Origin of the sequence: Vicingus serpentipes, assembly GCF_007993035.1 — a bacterium.
GTDB classification, from domain to species: Bacteria; Bacteroidota; Bacteroidia; order Flavobacteriales_E; family Vicingaceae; genus Vicingus; species Vicingus serpentipes.
On sequence record NZ_VOOS01000001.1, the window covers coordinates 561,930 to 579,839 of the forward strand.

At 31.6% G+C, this 17,910-nt stretch carries 18 protein-coding genes; 11 read left to right on the forward strand and 7 right to left on the reverse strand.

All coding sequences use genetic code 11. The features are described 5' to 3' along the window. The first annotated feature begins 182 nt into the window (after positions 1–182). The 3 genes from FRY74_RS02480 to FRY74_RS02490 are packed head-to-tail and all read left to right on the forward strand — an operon-like array spanning position 183 to position 3,019. Positions 183–1,493 carry an aspartate kinase gene (locus tag FRY74_RS02480; protein WP_147098282.1) on the forward strand — a complete coding sequence of 437 codons (1,311 nt, stop codon included), beginning with the start codon at positions 183–185 and terminating at the stop codon, positions 1,491–1,493. A gap of 2 nt (positions 1,494–1,495) precedes the next feature. Then, a complete protein-coding gene (gene lysA, locus FRY74_RS02485) occupies positions 1,496–2,641 on the forward strand; it encodes a diaminopimelate decarboxylase (protein WP_147098284.1) in 1,146 nt (381 codons plus the stop codon). 42 nt (positions 2,642–2,683) lie between these two features. Then, complete coding sequence (locus FRY74_RS02490; protein ID WP_147098286.1) at positions 2,684–3,019, forward strand: n-acetylglutamate synthase; 336 nt, start codon at positions 2,684–2,686, stop codon at positions 3,017–3,019. 10 nt (positions 3,020–3,029) lie between these two features. Here the strand turns inward: FRY74_RS02490 and FRY74_RS02495 are convergent, their stop codons facing one another. The 4 genes from FRY74_RS02495 to FRY74_RS02510 form a co-directional block, all read right to left on the reverse strand. After that, positions 3,030–3,920, reverse strand: coding sequence for a winged helix-turn-helix domain-containing protein (locus FRY74_RS02495; RefSeq protein WP_223265800.1), 891 nt, complete (start codon positions 3,918–3,920; stop codon positions 3,030–3,032). A gap of 52 nt (positions 3,921–3,972) precedes the next feature. After that, a complete protein-coding gene (locus tag FRY74_RS02500) occupies positions 3,973–4,710 on the reverse strand; it encodes an energy transducer TonB (protein WP_147098289.1) in 738 nt (245 codons plus the stop codon). A gap of 84 nt (positions 4,711–4,794) precedes the next feature. Beyond that, complete coding sequence (locus FRY74_RS02505) at positions 4,795–5,376, reverse strand: Maf family nucleotide pyrophosphatase (protein WP_147098291.1); 582 nt, start codon at positions 5,374–5,376, stop codon at positions 4,795–4,797. Further along, a complete protein-coding gene (locus tag FRY74_RS02510) occupies positions 5,376–6,389 on the reverse strand; it encodes a geranylgeranylglycerol-phosphate geranylgeranyltransferase (RefSeq protein ID WP_147098293.1) in 1,014 nt (337 codons plus the stop codon). Before FRY74_RS02510 ends, FRY74_RS02505 begins: the two co-directional genes overlap by 1 nt. A gap of 96 nt (positions 6,390–6,485) precedes the next feature. On the opposite strand from FRY74_RS02510, the gene FRY74_RS02515 reads away from it, so the two are divergent. After that, positions 6,486–8,390 (forward strand): RecQ family ATP-dependent DNA helicase, encoded by a 1,905-nt coding sequence (locus FRY74_RS02515; RefSeq protein WP_147098295.1) that lies wholly within the window; start codon positions 6,486–6,488, stop codon positions 8,388–8,390. Continuing rightward, positions 8,378–8,830, forward strand: a complete 453-nt coding sequence (locus tag FRY74_RS02520) for a GNAT family N-acetyltransferase (protein WP_223265801.1) — start codon at positions 8,378–8,380, stop codon at positions 8,828–8,830. The genes FRY74_RS02515 and FRY74_RS02520 overlap by 13 nt, the downstream gene beginning before the upstream one ends. Before the next feature lie 64 nt (positions 8,831–8,894). On the opposite strand, the gene FRY74_RS02525 is transcribed toward FRY74_RS02520, so the two are convergent. Both FRY74_RS02525 and FRY74_RS02530 read right to left on the reverse strand, forming a co-directional pair. Continuing rightward, the gene (locus FRY74_RS02525) at positions 8,895–9,362 is read right to left on the reverse strand and encodes a hypothetical protein (protein ID WP_147098297.1); all 468 of its coding nucleotides are present in this window, start codon (positions 9,360–9,362) and stop codon (positions 8,895–8,897) included. Continuing rightward, positions 9,349–9,867 (reverse strand): DUF4920 domain-containing protein, encoded by a 519-nt coding sequence (locus FRY74_RS02530; RefSeq protein WP_147098299.1) that lies wholly within the window; start codon positions 9,865–9,867, stop codon positions 9,349–9,351. The genes FRY74_RS02525 and FRY74_RS02530 overlap by 14 nt, the downstream gene beginning before the upstream one ends. 107 nt (positions 9,868–9,974) lie before the next feature. Between FRY74_RS02530 and FRY74_RS02535 the strand changes: the two genes are divergently transcribed. The 5 genes from FRY74_RS02535 (at position 9,975) to FRY74_RS02555 (ending at position 14,762) form a co-directional block, all read left to right on the forward strand. Then, positions 9,975–10,418, forward strand: coding sequence for a methionine-R-sulfoxide reductase (locus tag FRY74_RS02535; RefSeq protein WP_170227924.1), 444 nt, complete (start codon positions 9,975–9,977; stop codon positions 10,416–10,418). Positions 10,419–10,469: 51 nt separating this feature from the next. Continuing rightward, positions 10,470–12,143: a PKD domain-containing protein gene (locus FRY74_RS02540; RefSeq protein ID WP_147098301.1), complete on the forward strand. Its 1,674-nt coding sequence runs from the start codon at positions 10,470–10,472 to the stop codon at positions 12,141–12,143. Between the two features lie 68 nt (positions 12,144–12,211). Then, positions 12,212–12,844 (forward strand): hypothetical protein, encoded by a 633-nt coding sequence (locus FRY74_RS02545; RefSeq protein ID WP_147098302.1) that lies wholly within the window; start codon positions 12,212–12,214, stop codon positions 12,842–12,844. 75 nt (positions 12,845–12,919) lie between these two features. Next, positions 12,920–14,134, forward strand: a complete 1,215-nt coding sequence (locus FRY74_RS02550; RefSeq protein ID WP_147098303.1) for a class I SAM-dependent rRNA methyltransferase — start codon at positions 12,920–12,922, stop codon at positions 14,132–14,134. A 49-nt stretch (positions 14,135–14,183) separates the two neighbouring features. Continuing rightward, positions 14,184–14,762 carry a PhnA domain-containing protein gene (locus tag FRY74_RS02555; protein ID WP_147098304.1) on the forward strand — a complete coding sequence of 193 codons (579 nt, stop codon included), beginning with the start codon at positions 14,184–14,186 and terminating at the stop codon, positions 14,760–14,762. Positions 14,763–15,155: 393 nt separating this feature from the next. Here FRY74_RS02555 and ligA read toward each other — a convergent pair whose 3' ends face one another. After that, positions 15,156–17,174: an NAD-dependent DNA ligase LigA gene (gene ligA, locus FRY74_RS02560; protein ID WP_147098306.1), complete on the reverse strand. Its 2,019-nt coding sequence runs from the start codon at positions 17,172–17,174 to the stop codon at positions 15,156–15,158. 78 nt (positions 17,175–17,252) lie between these two features. Between ligA and FRY74_RS02565 the strand changes: the two genes are divergently transcribed. Continuing rightward, positions 17,253–17,909, forward strand: a complete 657-nt coding sequence (locus FRY74_RS02565) for a tetratricopeptide repeat protein (RefSeq protein ID WP_147098307.1) — start codon at positions 17,253–17,255, stop codon at positions 17,907–17,909. The last annotated feature ends 1 nt before the right edge of the window (position 17,910 follow it).

A 17,910-nucleotide genomic window follows, 5' to 3' on the forward strand; every position in this document is an offset into this window, starting at 1 on the left:
TTTAAGGGATGTCCTTTATAAAATTTGTTAATGAATAGGAATAATTCTACAGCTTTAATTTTATTTTCATATTTACTAAAACCTTACTATTGTATCAGTTAAAAGTATTTTTGTTAAATTTAAAACATTATTTTAAATATTTAAAATTACTTCTTACATTCGCAAACTAATTTGTAAATAAAATGATCGTCTTAAAATTTGGAGGTACTTCAGTAGGTTCTGCTGAACGTATGAAAGAAGTTGCCCTATTGGTGACAAACGGAAAAAAAAACATTGTAGTTCTATCTGCAATGTCGGGTACAACAAACACTTTGGTGGAAATAGCCGGGTATTTATACAAGAAGAATTATGAAGGTGCTATTGAGCAAATTTTAGGATTAGAAGAAAAATACAATAAAACTATTGAAGAGCTATACTATTCAAAAGAATTTAAATCCAAAGGTCGTGAATTAATTCAATCACATTTTAATTACATAAAATCGTTTACACAAGATATGTTTACGATTTATGAGGAAAAAGCAATTTTAGCGCAGGGCGAATTAATTTCTACGGCTTTATTTCATTTTTTATTACAAGAGCAAGGAATTAATTCTTGCTTAATTCCTGCATTAAATTTTATGCGAATTGACAAAGAAAATGAACCTGACAGCTTTTACATCAAAGAAAATATTCAACGAGAAATAAAAGAACATAACAACTGCGACATCTTTATTACTCAAGGTTTTATTTGTAGAAATAGTTATGGTGAAATTGACAATTTAAAAAGAGGCGGAAGCGATTACACAGCTTCATTAGTAGGTGTTGGAGTTAATGCAGAAGAAATTCAGATTTGGACTGACATTGATGGCATGCACAATAATGACCCTCGATTTGTTGAAAATACATATCCGCTCTCACATATCTCATTTGATGAGGCTGCTGAGTTGGCTTACTTTGGTGCTAAAATTTTACACCCATCAAGTATATTACCTGCAAAATTAGCTAACATTCCCGTTCGTTTAAAAAATACAATGCAGCCCGAAGCCGAAGGAACATTAGTAAGCAGTAAAACAGGAATTGAAGGTATAAAAGCTATTGCAGCTAAAGACAATATTACGGCAGTTAAAATTAAGTCAGGACGAATGTTATTGGCTTATGGTTTTATGCGAAAAGTGTTCGAGATTTTTGAAATGTACAAAACTCCAATTGATATGATTACGACTTCTGAAGTAGCTGTATCGTTAACAATTGATGAAACACAAAATTTGGCTGAAATTACTGAAGAATTGAAAAAATTTGGAACAGTAGAAATTGATACAGATTTATCTATTATTTGTATTGTTGGAAATTTTATTGCTGAAAGTAAAGGACACGCATTACAAATTTTTGATGCTCTACAAAACATTCCTATTCGTATGATTTCGTATGGTGGAAGCAAACACAATGTATCAGTTCTGGTTAATACTTCAGATAAAGTTGAAGCCTTACGTTCGTTAAACGAAAAACTGTTTTAATTATGTTTACTCCAGAAATTATTACAAAATTTAGCAACACTCCTACTCCTTTTTATCATTACGATTTAAATGTGCTAGAGCAAACACTTAAGGCTTTAAAAAGTGAAGCTAATAAATATGATTATCATGTGCATTATGCCTTAAAAGCAAACTCAAACAATATCATATTAAACGCCATAAAACAATTTGGTTTAGGAGCAGACTGCGTAAGCGGTAACGAAATTTTAAAGGCTGTTGAATGTGGTTATAACAATACTTCTATTGCTTTTGCAGGACTTGGAAAATCGGATCAAGAAATAAACATTGGTTTAGACCACAATATATTTTGTTTTAATTGCGAATCGCTACCCGAAATTGAAGTCATCAACGAATTGGCTGCTAACAAAAATAAAGTGGCAAATATTGCTTTGCGTATTAACCCAAATGTGAATGCTAAAACGCACCATTATATTACCACAGGCTTAGAAGAAAACAAGTTTGGAATTAATATGTGGGAATTAGAAAATGTGATAGAAGCTTTAAAAAGTTTTAACAACATTAAATTAATTGGTTTGCATTTTCATATTGGTTCGCAAATAACCGATTTAAGTGTTTTTAAAGGATTGTGTATTCGTGTAAACGAAATACAAGATTGGTTTATTTCTCGCAACATTATCGTAGAACACATTAATGTTGGCGGTGGTTTAGGGGTAGATTATGAAAATCCAGACGAAAATTTAATTCCCGATTTTAAAAACTATTTTGGTTTGTTTAATCAGTTTTTAACCCTACAACCCAGCCAACAATTACATTTTGAATTAGGAAGAGCCATTGTTGCTCAGTGCGGAAATTTAATTAGCAAAGTATTGTACATTAAAAATGGAGTAAACACCAATTTTTCAATTATAGATGCCGGGATGACTGAGTTATTACGACCTGCTCTTTACCAAGCTACTCACAAAATTGAAAACTTAAGTTCTTCTGCCCCAACTCAAAAATATGATGTGGTTGGACCTGTTTGCGAAAGCTCAGATTGTTTTGGAAAAGCAATAGATTTACCTGAAACCAAAAGAGGTGATGTAATTGCTATTAGAACTGCTGGTGCTTACGGCGAAGTAATGGCAAATCGATATAATTTGAGGGAATTAAATGAGGTGGTTTTTAGTTGACTTTGTAAGTTAAAACAGCTATATTCGTTTAAAATCAACAAAATGGATTATAATGGTAAAAAATTCAGAGCGTTAAGTAATTCTGAAAATGGAGAAACACCTCAAGAAACAATCTTTTATTACAAACAAAAAGGAAATATCTTAACTTCAGAATATTCTGGCGGGAAAATTAAACATGGCCATTTAATTGGAATAGTAGATGAAGATGGTAACATTGAAATGAGCTACCATCAAGTAAATTTGAATAATGAAATAATGACAGGAATCTGTAATTCAAATCCTGAAATATCTCCATCAGGAAAAATTAGATTACACGAAAAATGGAAATGGACTTCTGGTGATAAATCAGAAGGAGAATCAATAATTGAAGAAATTTAATACCTAAAAACTAAACATCCATCACCAACTTATACCCAACACCACGAATATTTACGAGTTTTATTGCCGAGTCAGCTTCTAGTTTTTTACGCAATTTAGAAATAAATACATCTAAGGTTCTTCCAATATAATCTCCTTCATCCCCCCAAACTCTTTGTAAAATAATTTCACGCTCAACAGTTGTGTTTACTTCATTATAAAGCAACATCAATAAATCAGCCTCTTTGCTTGTAAGTTCTATTTTATCTTTTCCAAATAATAACTCTCCATTTCTTTTATTGAACTGATAATTACCCAATAAAATAATATTAGGATTAACAATCTCCTTGTTTTTATTTCTTTTTAAATAAACCACAATTCCTCCAACAACAATAAGGATAAAAGCAATAATATAATAAGTTAGCTGGCTGTTGTTTTTGTTTGGGGTTTCAGTAATATTAGCTGTAGTTTCATTAACTGAAACAATTGTTTCTTTTGGAGCTGTTAAAGTAAAAAAGAAGCTATAACACCCTATTGGTAAAGCCCGTACTTTACAAGGAATAACACCTTTGCCTTCTAGTTCACTAACTTCATAACTGTAAACAACCCCTGCTGAATCACACGCCTCAACTTCTAATATATATCCGTTAGAAATTTCCGTTTTCTTAAACACTTCATCAACTGAAGAAACTAAATCTTCTGGGTTAAATTCAAATGTAGTTTCAAACTGAATTTGGTAACGATTATTTTCTTTTTTAATGGGTAAAATTCGAGAAGTGCTATCTCCCAAACTCAATAAAAATTGATGCCCAACCATTCTTAACGAAACCTCAATATGTTTTTGCTGAACAGAATTTTGAGCGTAAATAGTATTGCTTATCAATACTATAAATGCTATTAATGTAAACCTGTTTACGCTCATCATACAAATTTAATTTAATCGATACCAATTTAAGGTCTTTTGTGTAAATATCTTAACACCCACCTTTTCCTACCGAAAATTCAAATTCTTGTTGAACCGATTTACCAGTTAAATCTTTTGCTGGTTTCCAATTGGGCATTTTATTAATTAAATCTATAATTACTTTATCTGCAATATTATCTCCGGTTGAGTTTTTAACTTTTGCATTTATAGCTTTCCCTTTCTCATCTATTGTAAAACCAAACCTTGCCATTTCCATACCTTTAAATAAAGATTTAGATACTTTATCTTTTGTGTTTTCTTTAAAATAGTTGATTAATTTTTCGTTGCCTTCAATATATTCTGCTTCAATATCAGGAGCTAAAGTCATTTCAACATGTATTTCTTTATCCTCATTTTTATCAGTAATAGGATTATTGTAAATGTACTTTACATTAAATGCTACTTCGCTTCCTATTTCAGTAGTAGCTAACGTTTTCTTTTGTTGTGCAGTTAACACTTCATTTTTACCTTTTGTAGTAACTGTATTTCCATCTGAGATTGTTAAAATTTCGGTAACTACATAACTCGAAATCCAGTTAGTTGGGTAACCTTCAATTAAATCGCTAAGTAGTTTAGCATCTTTAATTTTTTCTTTAGTAAGTGGACGAATATAATTTGGTTTTACATCATAATATAGTTCTCGTTCAACTGGTGGTATAATTAAACCTGCTTCCAAGCTCAAGCCATCTTGTGCGTAAGTGTTCAAAAAAAACGAAACAAGAATAATTGCGGCAATGTATTTTTTCATTTGAATAAGTTTAAAATTCTATCCAAAAATAGACCCACCTATTTTAAAAACGGTAAAACAAATGTAAAGTAGTGTAAATATGTGTTAAAATTCATCCAAAGCTTCGTAAACTTCTTTAACTGGGAAGCCCATTACATTGAAATAAGAACCAACAATTTTTTCAATACCAATATAACCTATCCATTCTTGTATACCATAACTACCAGCTTTATCAAATGGTTGGTATTTATTGATGTAATAATCTATTTCAAAATTGGATAAGGTTTTAAAATAAACTTCTGTTTCTACAAAAAATGAATGTTGTTTACTTTTTGATGTTAAAGTAACTGCCGTGATTACCTCATGCTTGTTACCCGATAAATCGCTTAACATATTAAAAGCATCATCCCTATCCTTTGGTTTACCAATTATTCTATCTCCCAAGCAAACAATGGTGTCTGATGTAATTAAGATATCATTATCGGTTAAGTCAGGAGTAAATGCTGTTGCTTTTAATTCACTTAAAAACAGCGCAACTTGTTCGCGTTCCAATTCTGGTGGATAAACCTCTTCTACTTCTTTGGTTCTAATTTCAAAATCAACTCCCAAGTCTTTTAAAAGGTGTTGTCTTCGTGGCGATTTTGATGCAAGAATGATGTTTTTTTTGATGTGACTTAGTGGATTCATTAAGCTTGAAAAAGTGAATAAGTAAACAAAAACGAATAAACTATTCCGGATAACATTACTAATTTGGTATAATTACTCAATTTAGAATAGTCCTTTTTTTCTTGTGCTTTACTCAACTGAAAAACAATGTATCCCAATGGAATTTGAATGGCAAACAAGAAGTACATAAACGAAGTAGTATCGTTTGATTGTATTTGTTGGTATTGCAAAAAGCCTAAAATCATCATCATTAAAACAGCCACAACTTGAGCTACATATTTTGCCATTTTTTTACCATAAACAACTGGCAGGGTATTGCTTCCATATTTTTTGTCGCCTTCGTAATCTTCAATGTCTTTTATTATTTCTCTAATAATGGTGCTTAAAAAAGCAAACAATGAATATCCTATTACCCATTGCATAATGTTTTTTAAAATTTGTTGAAACAACAACATCACATCATCAAAAGCTGTTCCTTGCTCTACGTAAAACATCGTTAAATTAACTGTTTCAAGAGCATTAACTTGTTGTAATACCAATTCGTAATAACCTGCAACAAAAGGTACCAAAGCAGCCAATATTGCAACAACCAAATTTCCAATTAATACTTGTTTTTTAAAATATACCGAATAATACCATAATGCTCCAATCGACAAAAACTGAATTAATGCCAATTTAATGTTACCCATTTTGTAGGCTACATATAAAGCTATCAGAAATGCAATAGCGTTAATTATAATATGTGCGCCCATACAAACTCTACGCTTTATATATTTACCAACAATAATTTTAGTTGGTCGGTTTACACGATCAACCTTTGTGTCAAAATAATCATTAATAATATAGCCGCCAGCAGCAATCATAACAGTAGAAAGCGACAGCAAAAAGAAATCGAGCTCACTCATTTGTAACTCAAAGCCACTTATACCCAAGAAAGAACCAACTACAGCAAATCGAATAGCATATTGAGTGAAAGCTATTATCAGCAAATTCGGTAAACGAATTAATTTTATAAAAGCTATAAATTGATTCATATCGTAAAAATAGAAAAAGTAATTGAGTAATTGAAAGACGATACTATTAAGTAAACGTAAAATTGTAATTTTAAAGTATTAACGTGTAAGCTAATAATGGACATTCATCAAATCTTATTAAAATATTGGGGTTACAATGGTTTTAGACCATTGCAAGAAGATATTATTAATAGTGCTTTAGAAGGAAAAGATACGTTAGCGTTATTACCAACCGGAGGTGGGAAATCAATTTGTTTTCAAGTTCCAGCATTATCAAAAGAAGGGATTTGTGTAGTTATTTCTCCATTAATTGCCTTAATGAAAGACCAGGTTGAAAATTTAACCAAACGAGGAATTAAAGCTGTTGCCATTTATTCTGGAATGACAAGTCGAGAAATAGATATTACTCTCGATAATTGTGCTTATGGCGATGTTAAGTTTTTATATGTTTCGCCTGAACGAATTGAAACCGAGATTTTTAAAGAACGGTTAAAGAAAATGAATGTTAATTTGTTTGCCATTGATGAATCGCATTGTATTTCTCAATGGGGTTACGATTTTAGACCTTCGTATTTAAATATTAGCCACTTAAGAGAACTAAAACCAGATATTCCGTTTTTAGCGCTAACTGCAACAGCTACTCCTGAGGTAGTTGAAGACATTCAAAAACAGCTAAAATTTAAACAAGCCAACGTTTTACAAAAAAGCTTTGAGCGAAAAAATATCGCCTATGTTGTGGTTCACGAAGAAGATAAATTAACACGATTAGTTAAAATATTAAACAGCATAAAAGGAACATCTGTGGTTTATGTAAACAACAGAAAGAGAACAAAAGATGTAGCCTACCATTTATATCAAAATGGTATTTCTGCCGATTTTTACCATGCAGGATTAACAAACGAAGAGCGAAACACTAAACAAAACAACTGGATAAATAATAACACTCGTGTAATTGTTTCTACCAATGCTTTTGGAATGGGAATAGATAAACCCGATGTGAGAACTGTCGTTCACATGGATTTACCTTCATCGCTAGAAGCTTATTTTCAGGAAGCTGGAAGAGCCGGAAGAGATGAACAAAAAGCCTACGGAATTTTATTGCTAGAAGAAAACGACCGATTAAATTTAGAAGCAAACATCACTAATAGTTTTCCTGATTTAGAAACAATAAAAAATACCTATCAAGCTTTAGCAAACTATTTTCAAATACCAATTGGTTCAGCATTAAACGAAAGTTACTTTTTTGATATTGCTGATTTTAGCCAACAATACAACTTTAAAGCATTTACAGTTTTTCACTGTTTAAAATTTCTCGAAAAAGAAGGTTATCTCTATTTATCTGAAGCCAATCACAATCCTTCTCGAATTAAATTTGAATTAAATAAAGCTGACCTATATGAGTTTCAGGTTAAAAACCCGAAATACGACTCATTTATCAAAACCATTTTACGTTCGTATGCTGGGCTATTCGAAAACTTTACAAAAATTAATGAGTTTGAAATTGCCAAACGATTAAAAACAACCAAAGATAAAGTTGTGGATGGTTTACACTACTTAGCCAAACTAGAAGTAATAAGCTACATCGAACAAACCAATTTACCTCAGCTTACCTATTTAACTCCTCGATTAGAAAGTAAATCGCTTTACATTTCAAAACAACATTACCACGACCGAAAAGAAATTGCAGTTAAGAAAATGGAGAGTGTAATTTATTACGCCTTTTCTAAACACAAATGTAGAAGCCAAATTTTATTGAGTTATTATGGTGAGAAAGAAAGTTACCGTTGTGGAATTTGCGATGTGTGTTTGGAAAGAAATAAATTAGAATTGAGCGACATCGAGTTTTCTTCGGTATCTGATCAACTAAAAAAACTATTAAAAGAACAACCTCTTAGCATTACCGACTTAGTAAATAGTATAAAAAAAGTAAAAGAAGATAAAACTATTAAGGTAATTCAATGGCTAATGGAAAACCATAAAATAATAACAAACGACAAAAACTTATTGGAATGGCGGAAATAAATTGGCAAGTAAAACACTTTAACGAACTTACTGTTCCTGAGTACCATGATTTATTGTTTTTAAGAATAGAAGTTTTTGTAATTGAACAAGACTGTCCTTACCAAGATGTTGACAATAAAGACAAGGTAGCATACCATGTTTTTGGAACAAACAGCAAAAATGAAACAATTGCTGTGGCAAGAGTTTTACCTCAAAATATTTCTTATCCAGAAATTTCAATTGGAAGAATTGCTGTAGATAAAAACAACAGAGGAACTGGAATTGCAGATGAATTAATGAATACTTGCTTTGCTTTTGTTGAAACCCAATTTGGCAAACAACCAATTAGAATTTCAGCTCAGCAATACTTATTAAACTTCTATAGTCGACATGGCTTTAAGCAAGTAAGTGAGATGTATTTAGAAGATAACATTCCTCACATTGAAATGCTGAAAGAATAAAACTCGTCATGACGGACTTAATCCTCCATCTTTTTTTTAGACTATGGGCAAGCCCGTAATGACGTCAATTTATAGTTAACTTCTTAATTCTCTTAATTGGTCCTGGACAAAAACTTTGGTGACAATTAATACAACGATTTACTAAATTATTAAACCCTTGTACTCGATTACTATCATTGCTAAACAATAAGTTAGCCTCATCAATCATCAACTTAGTGTAAGCTTCAAATTCAGGTGTTTTAACATCAGCATCTGTAGGAGTTGCAGTATGTATTCTTTCCAATTCAGCAATATATTCTTCCGTAATATTGCCTTCGTTATTGGTTATTAATTTTTTAATGTCTTCACCTTCTTCAAACATTTTTCGCATTAGCAAAGCTAACTCACTATCGCCATTTGGATTTGTTTCAGAAACTTCAACTTGACTAGCGTCTATAATAACTTCTTTTTGTTTTACCTCACTTTCGCAAGCAACAAAAAGGAAAGAAAAAATCCCGATAAAAATCGGGATTATGAAATTAGTGAGTTTCATTACTTGTAGTAATTTTTTCTTCTTTAATTATAACTCCTGTTGCTTCAAAAGCATAATTGTATTCTGGTTCTGTAACTGCATCAATTTCTTCTTGCGAAGCTTCTGCGTCAGTCAAGTAATGTTTCAATTCTTCTACAGAAGTTGTATCCATTGTTGCAACACCTTCAATAATTGCTAGTTTTTCACCAGCATCTTTAGGTACAAAAAATTCGTAATCTTTAAACGTTACTCTCATTTCTTTATCATCACCAAGGTTAACCATCATCCAACAACCTTTTTTAGCACAGACTTCCATAATGTTAGCAGCTAATTTTACTTCCATTGGGTTACCATCAAATTTTGCTAAAAATTCAGCAGCAGTAATTGCTCCTTCTTCAGTAATATCAGCGCCATGCTTAGTAATATTCACTTCTACTGTTTCAATAATTTCTTCTGTTTTTGCTTCTTCTTTTGATCCACATGCAAAAAGCAATACAGAACTTGCAATAATTAAATATTTCTTCATTTATAGTTTGTTTTAGTTTTAAAAACACAAATTTAATTTTTAATTTAAAGATTATGTAAGTTTTATCAATTTTGAACGTCAATTAGAATGATTATAAATTATATAACATGAAACACCTTATAAAAATCTTAGCTATCCTTATTTTTGAATTATTAATAACAAGCACAATTATGGGACAAGACGCAGTTAAAAAAAATAAACTCAACGAGTTGGAACAATACGTTATTATAAATAAAGGTACTGAACGCCCTTTTACAGGAGAATATACTAACTATAAGGCGAAAGGAGTTTATTTATGCAAACAATGTGATGCACCACTATACAACTCTAAAGATAAATTTGAATCGCACTGTGGCTGGCCAAGTTTTGATGATGAAATTGAAGGAAGTGTAACTCGTGTTCCAGATGCAGATGGAAGAAGAGTAGAAATTGTTTGCACAAAATGCAAAGGGCATTTAGGGCATGTTTTTGAAGGCGAACACTTTACTTCAAAAAATACTCGTCATTGTGTAAATTCTATCTCTTTAAAATTTAAGGCTTTAGAAGATTAATTCTTAAAAAAAAAGCTATATTTACTTATTAAATTCAAAATAGCTTAATTTATGAAAAAAATTACTCTCTTAACTTTATTACTTTCTTTAACTACAATAATATTTGCTCAAGCTCCAATAGCTAATTTCACATGGGCTGATGGTTGTATAGGAGACTTATTATCTTTTACTGATAACTCTACTAATAGTCCAACCACATGGGCATGGGACTTTGGAGATGGCACAACTAGTAATCTTCAAAATCCAAGTCATGTATATACTGCAGCAGGTTCGTACTTTGTAACTTTAGTTGTTAGTAACACTTTTGGTAGTGATAGTATTAATAATGCTGTAAATATTTATGAAGTTTTAGCTTCTCATGAAATAACTGATGTATATTGTGGTGGACTTTGTGACGGAAGTGTTAACTTAAGTCCATCAGGTGGTAACCTTCCTTATGTTTACAATTGGACACCAGGCGGAATGACAACTCAAAATGTTATAAATCTATGTGCGGGAACATATAGTTACACTGTAACTGATATGAATGGCTGCATATACAATGGCAACGCAACTATTTCTGAACCTTCACCTATAGTTGTTTCTTTAACTCCAAATAATGTTTCTTGCTTCGGTGCAAATGATGGATCTATTAACTCAACACCTACAGGAGGAACACCACCTTATATTTATCAATGGGATGACCCTCTACTTCAAACTACAGCTAATGCAAACAGTTTAACACCTGGAAGTTACTCTTTAACAACTACTGATGCAAATGGATGTGCATCAACTGATAATGCTTCAATTTCAGAACCACTCCCTAATGGTACTATAGCTGGAGAAATTAATTACCAAGGAAGCCCAATTAACTCAGGTAGTGTAGAGTTAATTCGTAAAGATGGTTCTACACCTGCTGATTTAACTTTAATTGACTCATATACAATAACTACTGGTGGTACTTTTAATTTTCCTAATGTTGAAGCAGGTTTATACATTATAAAAGCTTACGGAGATACTAATCTTTATAATTCTGCCCCCACTTATTCTGATGGTGGGTTAGGAACAATTCAATGGAATTTAGCTATGGAATGGGATATCACTTCAAACTGCAGCAACGACTCTCAATCTGTATATATTAGCCTTATTGAAATTCCTACACTAAGCGGTTCTGGTTCTATAAATGGACAATTAGTTGAAAGTGGTGGTGGAGTTTTTAACAAAGCCCCAGGAGACCCAATTGGAGATATAGACATTACTGTAGAGCAATCTCCAGGAGGTGCAATTATGGGAGCAACAACAACAGATACTGCTGGATATTTTTATTTTGATAATCTACCTGAAGGCGCTTACGTGGTTTATGCTGATATGCATGGATATTCCATGAATATTTCAGGAACTATAGATATAAATTCTACTAATAGTGACTTTGATATTAATTTATGTTCTGACGACACCACTTTTACAGTAGGTATGTGTGATAATCCAACTAGCATTGAAGAAAATATTACTAATTCTGGAATTGAGATTTACCCAAATCCTGCAAAAGAGATATTAAATATAACTACGCCACAAAAAGAAATTTTTAACCTTACAATTAGCGATGTAACAGGCAAAATTATATTGAATCAAAAATTAAACACTCAAAATAACCAGATTGAAGTTACAACTTTTGTATCAGGAATTTATTTCGTTAGAGTTTTTAATGAAACCCATAATATTTTCCAAAAACTGATTATTGAATAATCTTAAAAACAAGATTATTATCATATTTTTATGTTTTTAATAACCTAGCTTTACTCAAAAGATAGGCTATGAAAAACAATGTCGTTTTACTTTTAAATGTTTTACTTTGTTTAGTATTAATTGGCTGCAATAACACTAATTTATCTTTTAGCAAAAGAAAATATCTAGGAAAATTCAAGCCCCCAAAAGTCGTGGTTGAGAAAAAAACTCCTGAAGTTTTTCAACCTATTTTAATAGCAGGTAATGTAAATAATGATTATCAAAATATACTATTAATTGATGAAAATGATAACAGAACTCTATTTTTAAAAGAGAATAAAATTGATTCTCAAGTTTTAGAAACTAAAAATAGAAAGTATACAATTTCAGAATTATCTAAAATAGTTAAAGAAAAAAATATTCTTAACCAACAAGAACAGGACAAACCCAATAGTGAATATGCAAATAAGAAAGGGAGAAATGCTTTTGGAATGTCTATTCTTGGCATCCTTACAATTTGGTTATTAGGTTTAGGTCTTATCTTTATAATTATTGGTTATTTTGAAGGTATAAAATCATTGGAAGCTGGAAAACTAAACCCTGAAAACTATATAGAAAAAGGAGCTGCAACATTTGCTGTCGTTGTAGGTCGGATATTTTTCATCTTATTATCGATAGTAATTATTCTTATGATGTTTATCAGTCAAAAACTAGGAGAGTAATTAGACACCCTTAAAGCTTAAATTTATACTGATTCATTTTGTAAGTTTGTTACACGAAAAGACTAGCTAACCCAAATGATTAATTTACCTCAAATCGAAACTCATAAAATTGCCATAAAACTAAAACCAAACGCAGAGGTTTTAGTTAAAAAAGGGCACCCTTGGGTTTTTGACGAAAGTATTACAAAACAAAACAATGAAGGTAAAGCTGGAGATTTAGCAATTGTATTTGACAACCGAAAAAATAAATTTTTAGCTGCTGGTTTGTACGACCCTAACTCCCCTATTAGAATAAAAATATTACAAGCCAACCAACCATTTACTTTTAACAAGGAATGGCTAAAAGGAAGAATTGAAGCTGCTTACAACAAAAGATTACCCTTATTAGATACCGAGACCAATAGTTATCGTTTACTATATGGCGAAAATGACGGATTACCTTCTTTAATTGCTGATGTTTACGATAATGTATTAGTAGTGAAACTCTATTCGCAAATTTGGTTTCCTTATTTAAACGATATTTTTCCTACACTACTAGAAATTTCTAATACTAAAACCTTGGTTTTGCGAATGAGTAGAAATGTGCAAAAAGAAGGGAATGAATACAGTTTAAAAGATGGTCAAGTAGTTCACGGAGAATTAGAAAATGAAGTGATAATTTTTACAGAGCATGGCGTAAAATTTTCTGCCAATGTAATTCATGGGCATAAAACGGGTTATTTTTTAGACCACAGAAATAATAGAAAAAAAGTTGGAGAATTATCAAAAAATAAAACCGTATTAGATGTATTTTCTTATGCTGGAGGATTTTCTGTACATGCTCTAGCTGGAGGAGCAAAAGAAGTAACTAGTTTAGATATAAGTGCTCCTGCATTAAATATAGCCAAAGAAAACGCTCAACTTAACCCTCACTCAGGAAAACACCTAACCATAGTTGGTGATGCCTTTGACAAATTAGAGGAATTGGCCTACCAAGATAAAAAATTTGATATTGTGGTGATTGACCCACCTTCGTTTGCAAAAAGCAAATTAGAAGTAGATGGGGCGATAAAGAGCTATCGAAAACTAGCTCTTTTAGGATTAAAACTTGTAAAAAAAGGAGGTACTTTAGTTTTAGCATCTTGTAGCTCAAGAGTTTCAGCTGATGAGTTTTTTGAATTGGTAGAAACAACCTTGCAAACTGAAAATGCAAACTATAAAGTGTTAGAAAAAACCTTGCACGATATTGATCATCCTATAGGTTTTAAAGAAGGGGCTTATTTAAAATGCATCTATATTCAAATTAAATAATAACTCATTTTAAAGTACTAAGTTTGAATTTCAAAAAATAAAAAACACCATGAGTTTAATACAAGAAGTACTAGAACGTAGCGGAAACCAATGTGAATTGTGTGCTTCAAATGATAATTTAACTGTTTACAATGTTGCAATAATACAAAGTAAAAATGCTGATGAAAGCGTAAACATTTGTGCTACTTGCAAAGACCAAATAGAAAATCCTGATAATATGGATGCTAACCACTGGCGTTGTTTAAACGATAGTATGTGGAGCGAAGTACCAGCAGTTAAAGTACTTTCTTGGCGTATGCTTAACAGACTTAAAGGTGAAGGTTGGCCAGTAGATTTGTTAGAAATGATGTACCTTGAAGATGATGTGTTGGCCTGGGCAAGAGAAACAGGCGAAGGAAATGATGGTAGTGATGCAGTGGTGCATAAAGATAGCAATGGAGCAACTTTGAACTCTGGCGACACTGTTGTTTTAATAAAAGATTTAAATGTAAAAGGTGGTGGGTTTACTGCAAAACGTGGTACTGCAGTTAGAAACATTTCATTAGTACATGATAATGCAGAACACATTGAAGGAAGAGTTGAAGGACAGCAAATAGTGATTTTAACACAATATGTAAAGAAGTCTTAATGATAATAAATTAAGACTACTGAGTAGTCGTTATTTTTTTTAGATTTATTACTTAATTAAAGATATCCATGAAAAAAAGGATTTTAATTTTTATAACAATTTCATTATGTATATTTATTTCATGCAGCAAAATTAATAATAAGAGTATGACAGTAATTAAAGATTGTACTGGTTCTTATCTTAGATATAATGACAAAGATTATCATATATGTAATATTGAAAATGTTGACATTTATAATAATGGAACAAAAGTCACTGCTTCATTTAAAAAAATTAAAGAATGCTCGAGGATCGACGTTGTTTGTCGAATGTATCATGCAAATGAAGGCTTAATAAATGTTATAAAAATTAAATAACTGTTTTCTGAAATAGAAATCATGTTTAACAGAAAATCTACCCAATCATTTCTTTAAACTTTACCTCATCAATAATTTCAACCCCTAAATCGGTTGCCTTTTGGAGTTTACTTGGTCCCATGTTTTCTCCAGCAACTATGTAACTTGTTTTTTTAGAGATAGAACCCGAGACTTTTCCACCGTTTTGTTCAATTAAGTGTTTTAATTCGTCTCTACTAAACAAGCTAAACACCCCAGAAACTACAAAGGTTAAGCCGGCTAGTTTATCAGTTGTATTAGCCAACTGTTCTTCGCTCAACTCAAATTTTAAACCTACTGTTTTCAGTTTTTCAATTAGTTGCTGATTTTGCTCCACACTAAAGTATAGCATTATACTTTCTGCAATTTTATCACCTATTTCATCAGCCGCAATCAATTCTTCAAGTACTGCATTTTTAATGGCATCAATACTTTTAAAATGTTTGGCTAATTTCTTTGCAACTGTTTCTCCAACATATCTTATTCCTATGGCATACAAAACTCGCTCAAATGGTATTTGTTTCGATGCAATTAATCCATCAATAATATTCTTTGATTTCTTTTCTTGAAAGGTATCTAAAGCAATTAAGTGCTCATATGTTAATTCATATAAATCACTTATGTTTTTTGCTAAACCTTGCTCATACAACAAATCAATTGTTTCTTCTCCTAAACCATCAATATTCATAGCCTTACGGCTAATAAAATGCTGCATTTTACCTTTTATTTGTGGTGGACACCCCCACTCATTAGGGCAAAAATGCTTGGCATCGCCTTCTGTTCTTATCAATTCAGTATTACATTCTGGACAATGCGTAATGTAAACAGTTGGCTCAGAAAATATATCGCGTTGGGTTGCTTCTACCCCAACTATTTTAGGAATAATCTCCCCTCCTTTTTCTACAAAAACAGTATCGTTTACTCGTATATCTAATTTTTCTATTTGATCGGCATTGTGCAGAGAAGCTCGTTTTACTGTTGTTCCGGCTAATTGTACAGGCTGTAAATTAGCTACTGGTGTTATTGCTCCAGTTCTACCTACTTGGTAAGTTATTTCTAGCAATTTAGTTGAAACACGTTCGGCTTTAAACTTATAAGCTATAGCCCATTTGGGCGATTTAGCTGTAAATCCCAGTTCTTCTTGCTTTTGGTATGAATTAACTTTTATTACAATTCCATCAATGTCAAAGTTTAAGTTATTTCGTTCTTTGTCCCAATAGTTTATAAACTCAAATATTTCATCAATGTTTGAGCATTTCTTAATGTATTTTTTTGTCGATTTTGGAACATTAAACCCCCACTTCCCAGCTGTTTCTATCGATTCGAAATGCGTTTTAAAAGGTAAATTTTCTCCTAATACAAAATATAAATAACTGCTTAATTTACGTTGAGCTACTATTGCAGAATCTTGCATTTTTAAAGTACCAGAAGCTGTATTTCTTGCATTGGCATACAATTGCTCCCCAATCTCTTCTCGGTCGTTATTTAACTCTTCAAAAACTGTTTTAGGAAAAAATATTTCTCCCCTAATTTCAAATTCTTCTGGGTAATCGTCTCCTATCAATTCTAAAGGTATAGAACGAATGGTTTTTACATTTTCTGTTACGTCATCACCTTGAACTCCATCACCTCTTGTTAATGCTTGAAAGAGTTTTCCATTTTTGTAAGTAATACCTATTGCAACACCATCGTATTTTAACTCACATACGTATTCAATTTCTCCCTCAACCAATTTTTTAATTCGAGTTTCAAAATCGGCTATTTCTTCCCTGCTATAACTATTGCCCAACGAAAGCATTGGGTAATTATGTTTAACTGTTTCAAAGTTTTTGGTAATGGTTCCTCCCACGCGTTTTGTTGGCGAATTTTCTTTAGCAAATTCAGGAAATTGTTCTTCCAGCTTTTGCAATTCTTCCAATATCATGTCAAAATCATAATCACTAATAGTTGGCTTATCAGCCATATAGTAATTATAGTTGTGCTGATTTATTTCGGTACTTAATTGAGCTATTTTTTTTTGTGCTTCTGCTGGAGTCATTCCTATTTATTTAAGACTTCCTAAATTAAAAATTCTAATGCTTAGTTCGTAATTTAGCTCAACTATTTTACCAACATTATGAGTAAACTCGAAGAAGCAAAAAAATTATTTAACACCAACAATTTTAGTGAAGCAATTGAATTATTTAATGCTTTTTTAATTGAAGAACCTAATCATGCTGATGCCTTATTCTTTAGAGGAATCTGCAACCGGAAAATTGAAAATTACCAAGCTTCAATTAATGATTTTACAGCTATAATTGAGCGATTAAGTGATGAGGCTACAATATATAGTGAACGAGCTGTAAGCTATTACCATCTTAAAAATTATAAAGCTGCTGTTGAGGATTTAAACAAAGCTGTTGAACTAGAACCTAGCAATCCTTATCGCTATTCAAGTAGAGCTTACATTCGTGCTTATATCGATATTGATGGTGCTATGGCTGATTATGAAAAAGCTATTGAGCTTGACCCACAAGATGATATTTCTTATAACAATCTTGGTTTGTTACAAGAAAATCAAGGCAACATGAGAAAAGCTCAACAAAATTTTGAACGCAACAAAGAACTATTAGCAAGCACACCTAAAGAACCTGCTCCATTACCTGAAGTTAAAAAACAAGAAATAGAAGAAGAAAATTTAACTTTTTGGAAAGTGATGAAACAACTCATTACATCAAAAAAAACACAACAAGAGTTTAGCAACTTTTTAAAATCTGGATTTAAGAAAAAGTAGG

Excerpts from the sequence above, each read along its gene's own strand:
- FRY74_RS02540 (WP_147098301.1), top strand. The coding sequence starts at position 10,470 with ATGAAAAAAATTACTCTCTTAACTTTATTACTTTCTTTAACTACAATA.
- FRY74_RS02495 (WP_223265800.1), bottom strand. The coding sequence starts at position 3,920 with ATGAGCGTAAACAGGTTTACATTAATAGCATTTATAGTATTGATAAGC.
- FRY74_RS02530 (WP_147098299.1), bottom strand. The coding sequence starts at position 9,867 with ATGAAGAAATATTTAATTATTGCAAGTTCTGTATTGCTTTTTGCATGT.
- lysA (WP_147098284.1), top strand. The coding sequence starts at position 1,496 with ATGTTTACTCCAGAAATTATTACAAAATTTAGCAACACTCCTACTCCT.
- FRY74_RS02535 (WP_170227924.1), top strand. The coding sequence starts at position 9,975 with ATGAAACACCTTATAAAAATCTTAGCTATCCTTATTTTTGAATTATTA.
- FRY74_RS02490 (WP_147098286.1), top strand. The coding sequence starts at position 2,684 with ATGGATTATAATGGTAAAAAATTCAGAGCGTTAAGTAATTCTGAAAAT.
- ligA (WP_147098306.1), bottom strand. The coding sequence starts at position 17,174 with ATGACTCCAGCAGAAGCACAAAAAAAAATAGCTCAATTAAGTACCGAA.
- FRY74_RS02500 (WP_147098289.1), bottom strand. The coding sequence starts at position 4,710 with ATGAAAAAATACATTGCCGCAATTATTCTTGTTTCGTTTTTTTTGAAC.
- FRY74_RS02525 (WP_147098297.1), bottom strand. The coding sequence starts at position 9,362 with ATGAAACTCACTAATTTCATAATCCCGATTTTTATCGGGATTTTTTCT.
- FRY74_RS02515 (WP_147098295.1), top strand. The coding sequence starts at position 6,486 with ATGGACATTCATCAAATCTTATTAAAATATTGGGGTTACAATGGTTTT.
- FRY74_RS02550 (WP_147098303.1), top strand. The coding sequence starts at position 12,920 with ATGATTAATTTACCTCAAATCGAAACTCATAAAATTGCCATAAAACTA.
- FRY74_RS02565 (WP_147098307.1), top strand. The coding sequence starts at position 17,253 with ATGAGTAAACTCGAAGAAGCAAAAAAATTATTTAACACCAACAATTTT.
- FRY74_RS02505 (WP_147098291.1), bottom strand. The coding sequence starts at position 5,376 with ATGAATCCACTAAGTCACATCAAAAAAAACATCATTCTTGCATCAAAA.
- FRY74_RS02545 (WP_147098302.1), top strand. The coding sequence starts at position 12,212 with ATGAAAAACAATGTCGTTTTACTTTTAAATGTTTTACTTTGTTTAGTA.
- FRY74_RS02510 (WP_147098293.1), bottom strand. The coding sequence starts at position 6,389 with ATGAATCAATTTATAGCTTTTATAAAATTAATTCGTTTACCGAATTTG.
- FRY74_RS02480 (WP_147098282.1), top strand. The coding sequence starts at position 183 with ATGATCGTCTTAAAATTTGGAGGTACTTCAGTAGGTTCTGCTGAACGT.
- FRY74_RS02520 (WP_223265801.1), top strand. The coding sequence starts at position 8,378 with ATGGCGGAAATAAATTGGCAAGTAAAACACTTTAACGAACTTACTGTT.
- FRY74_RS02555 (WP_147098304.1), top strand. The coding sequence starts at position 14,184 with ATGAGTTTAATACAAGAAGTACTAGAACGTAGCGGAAACCAATGTGAA.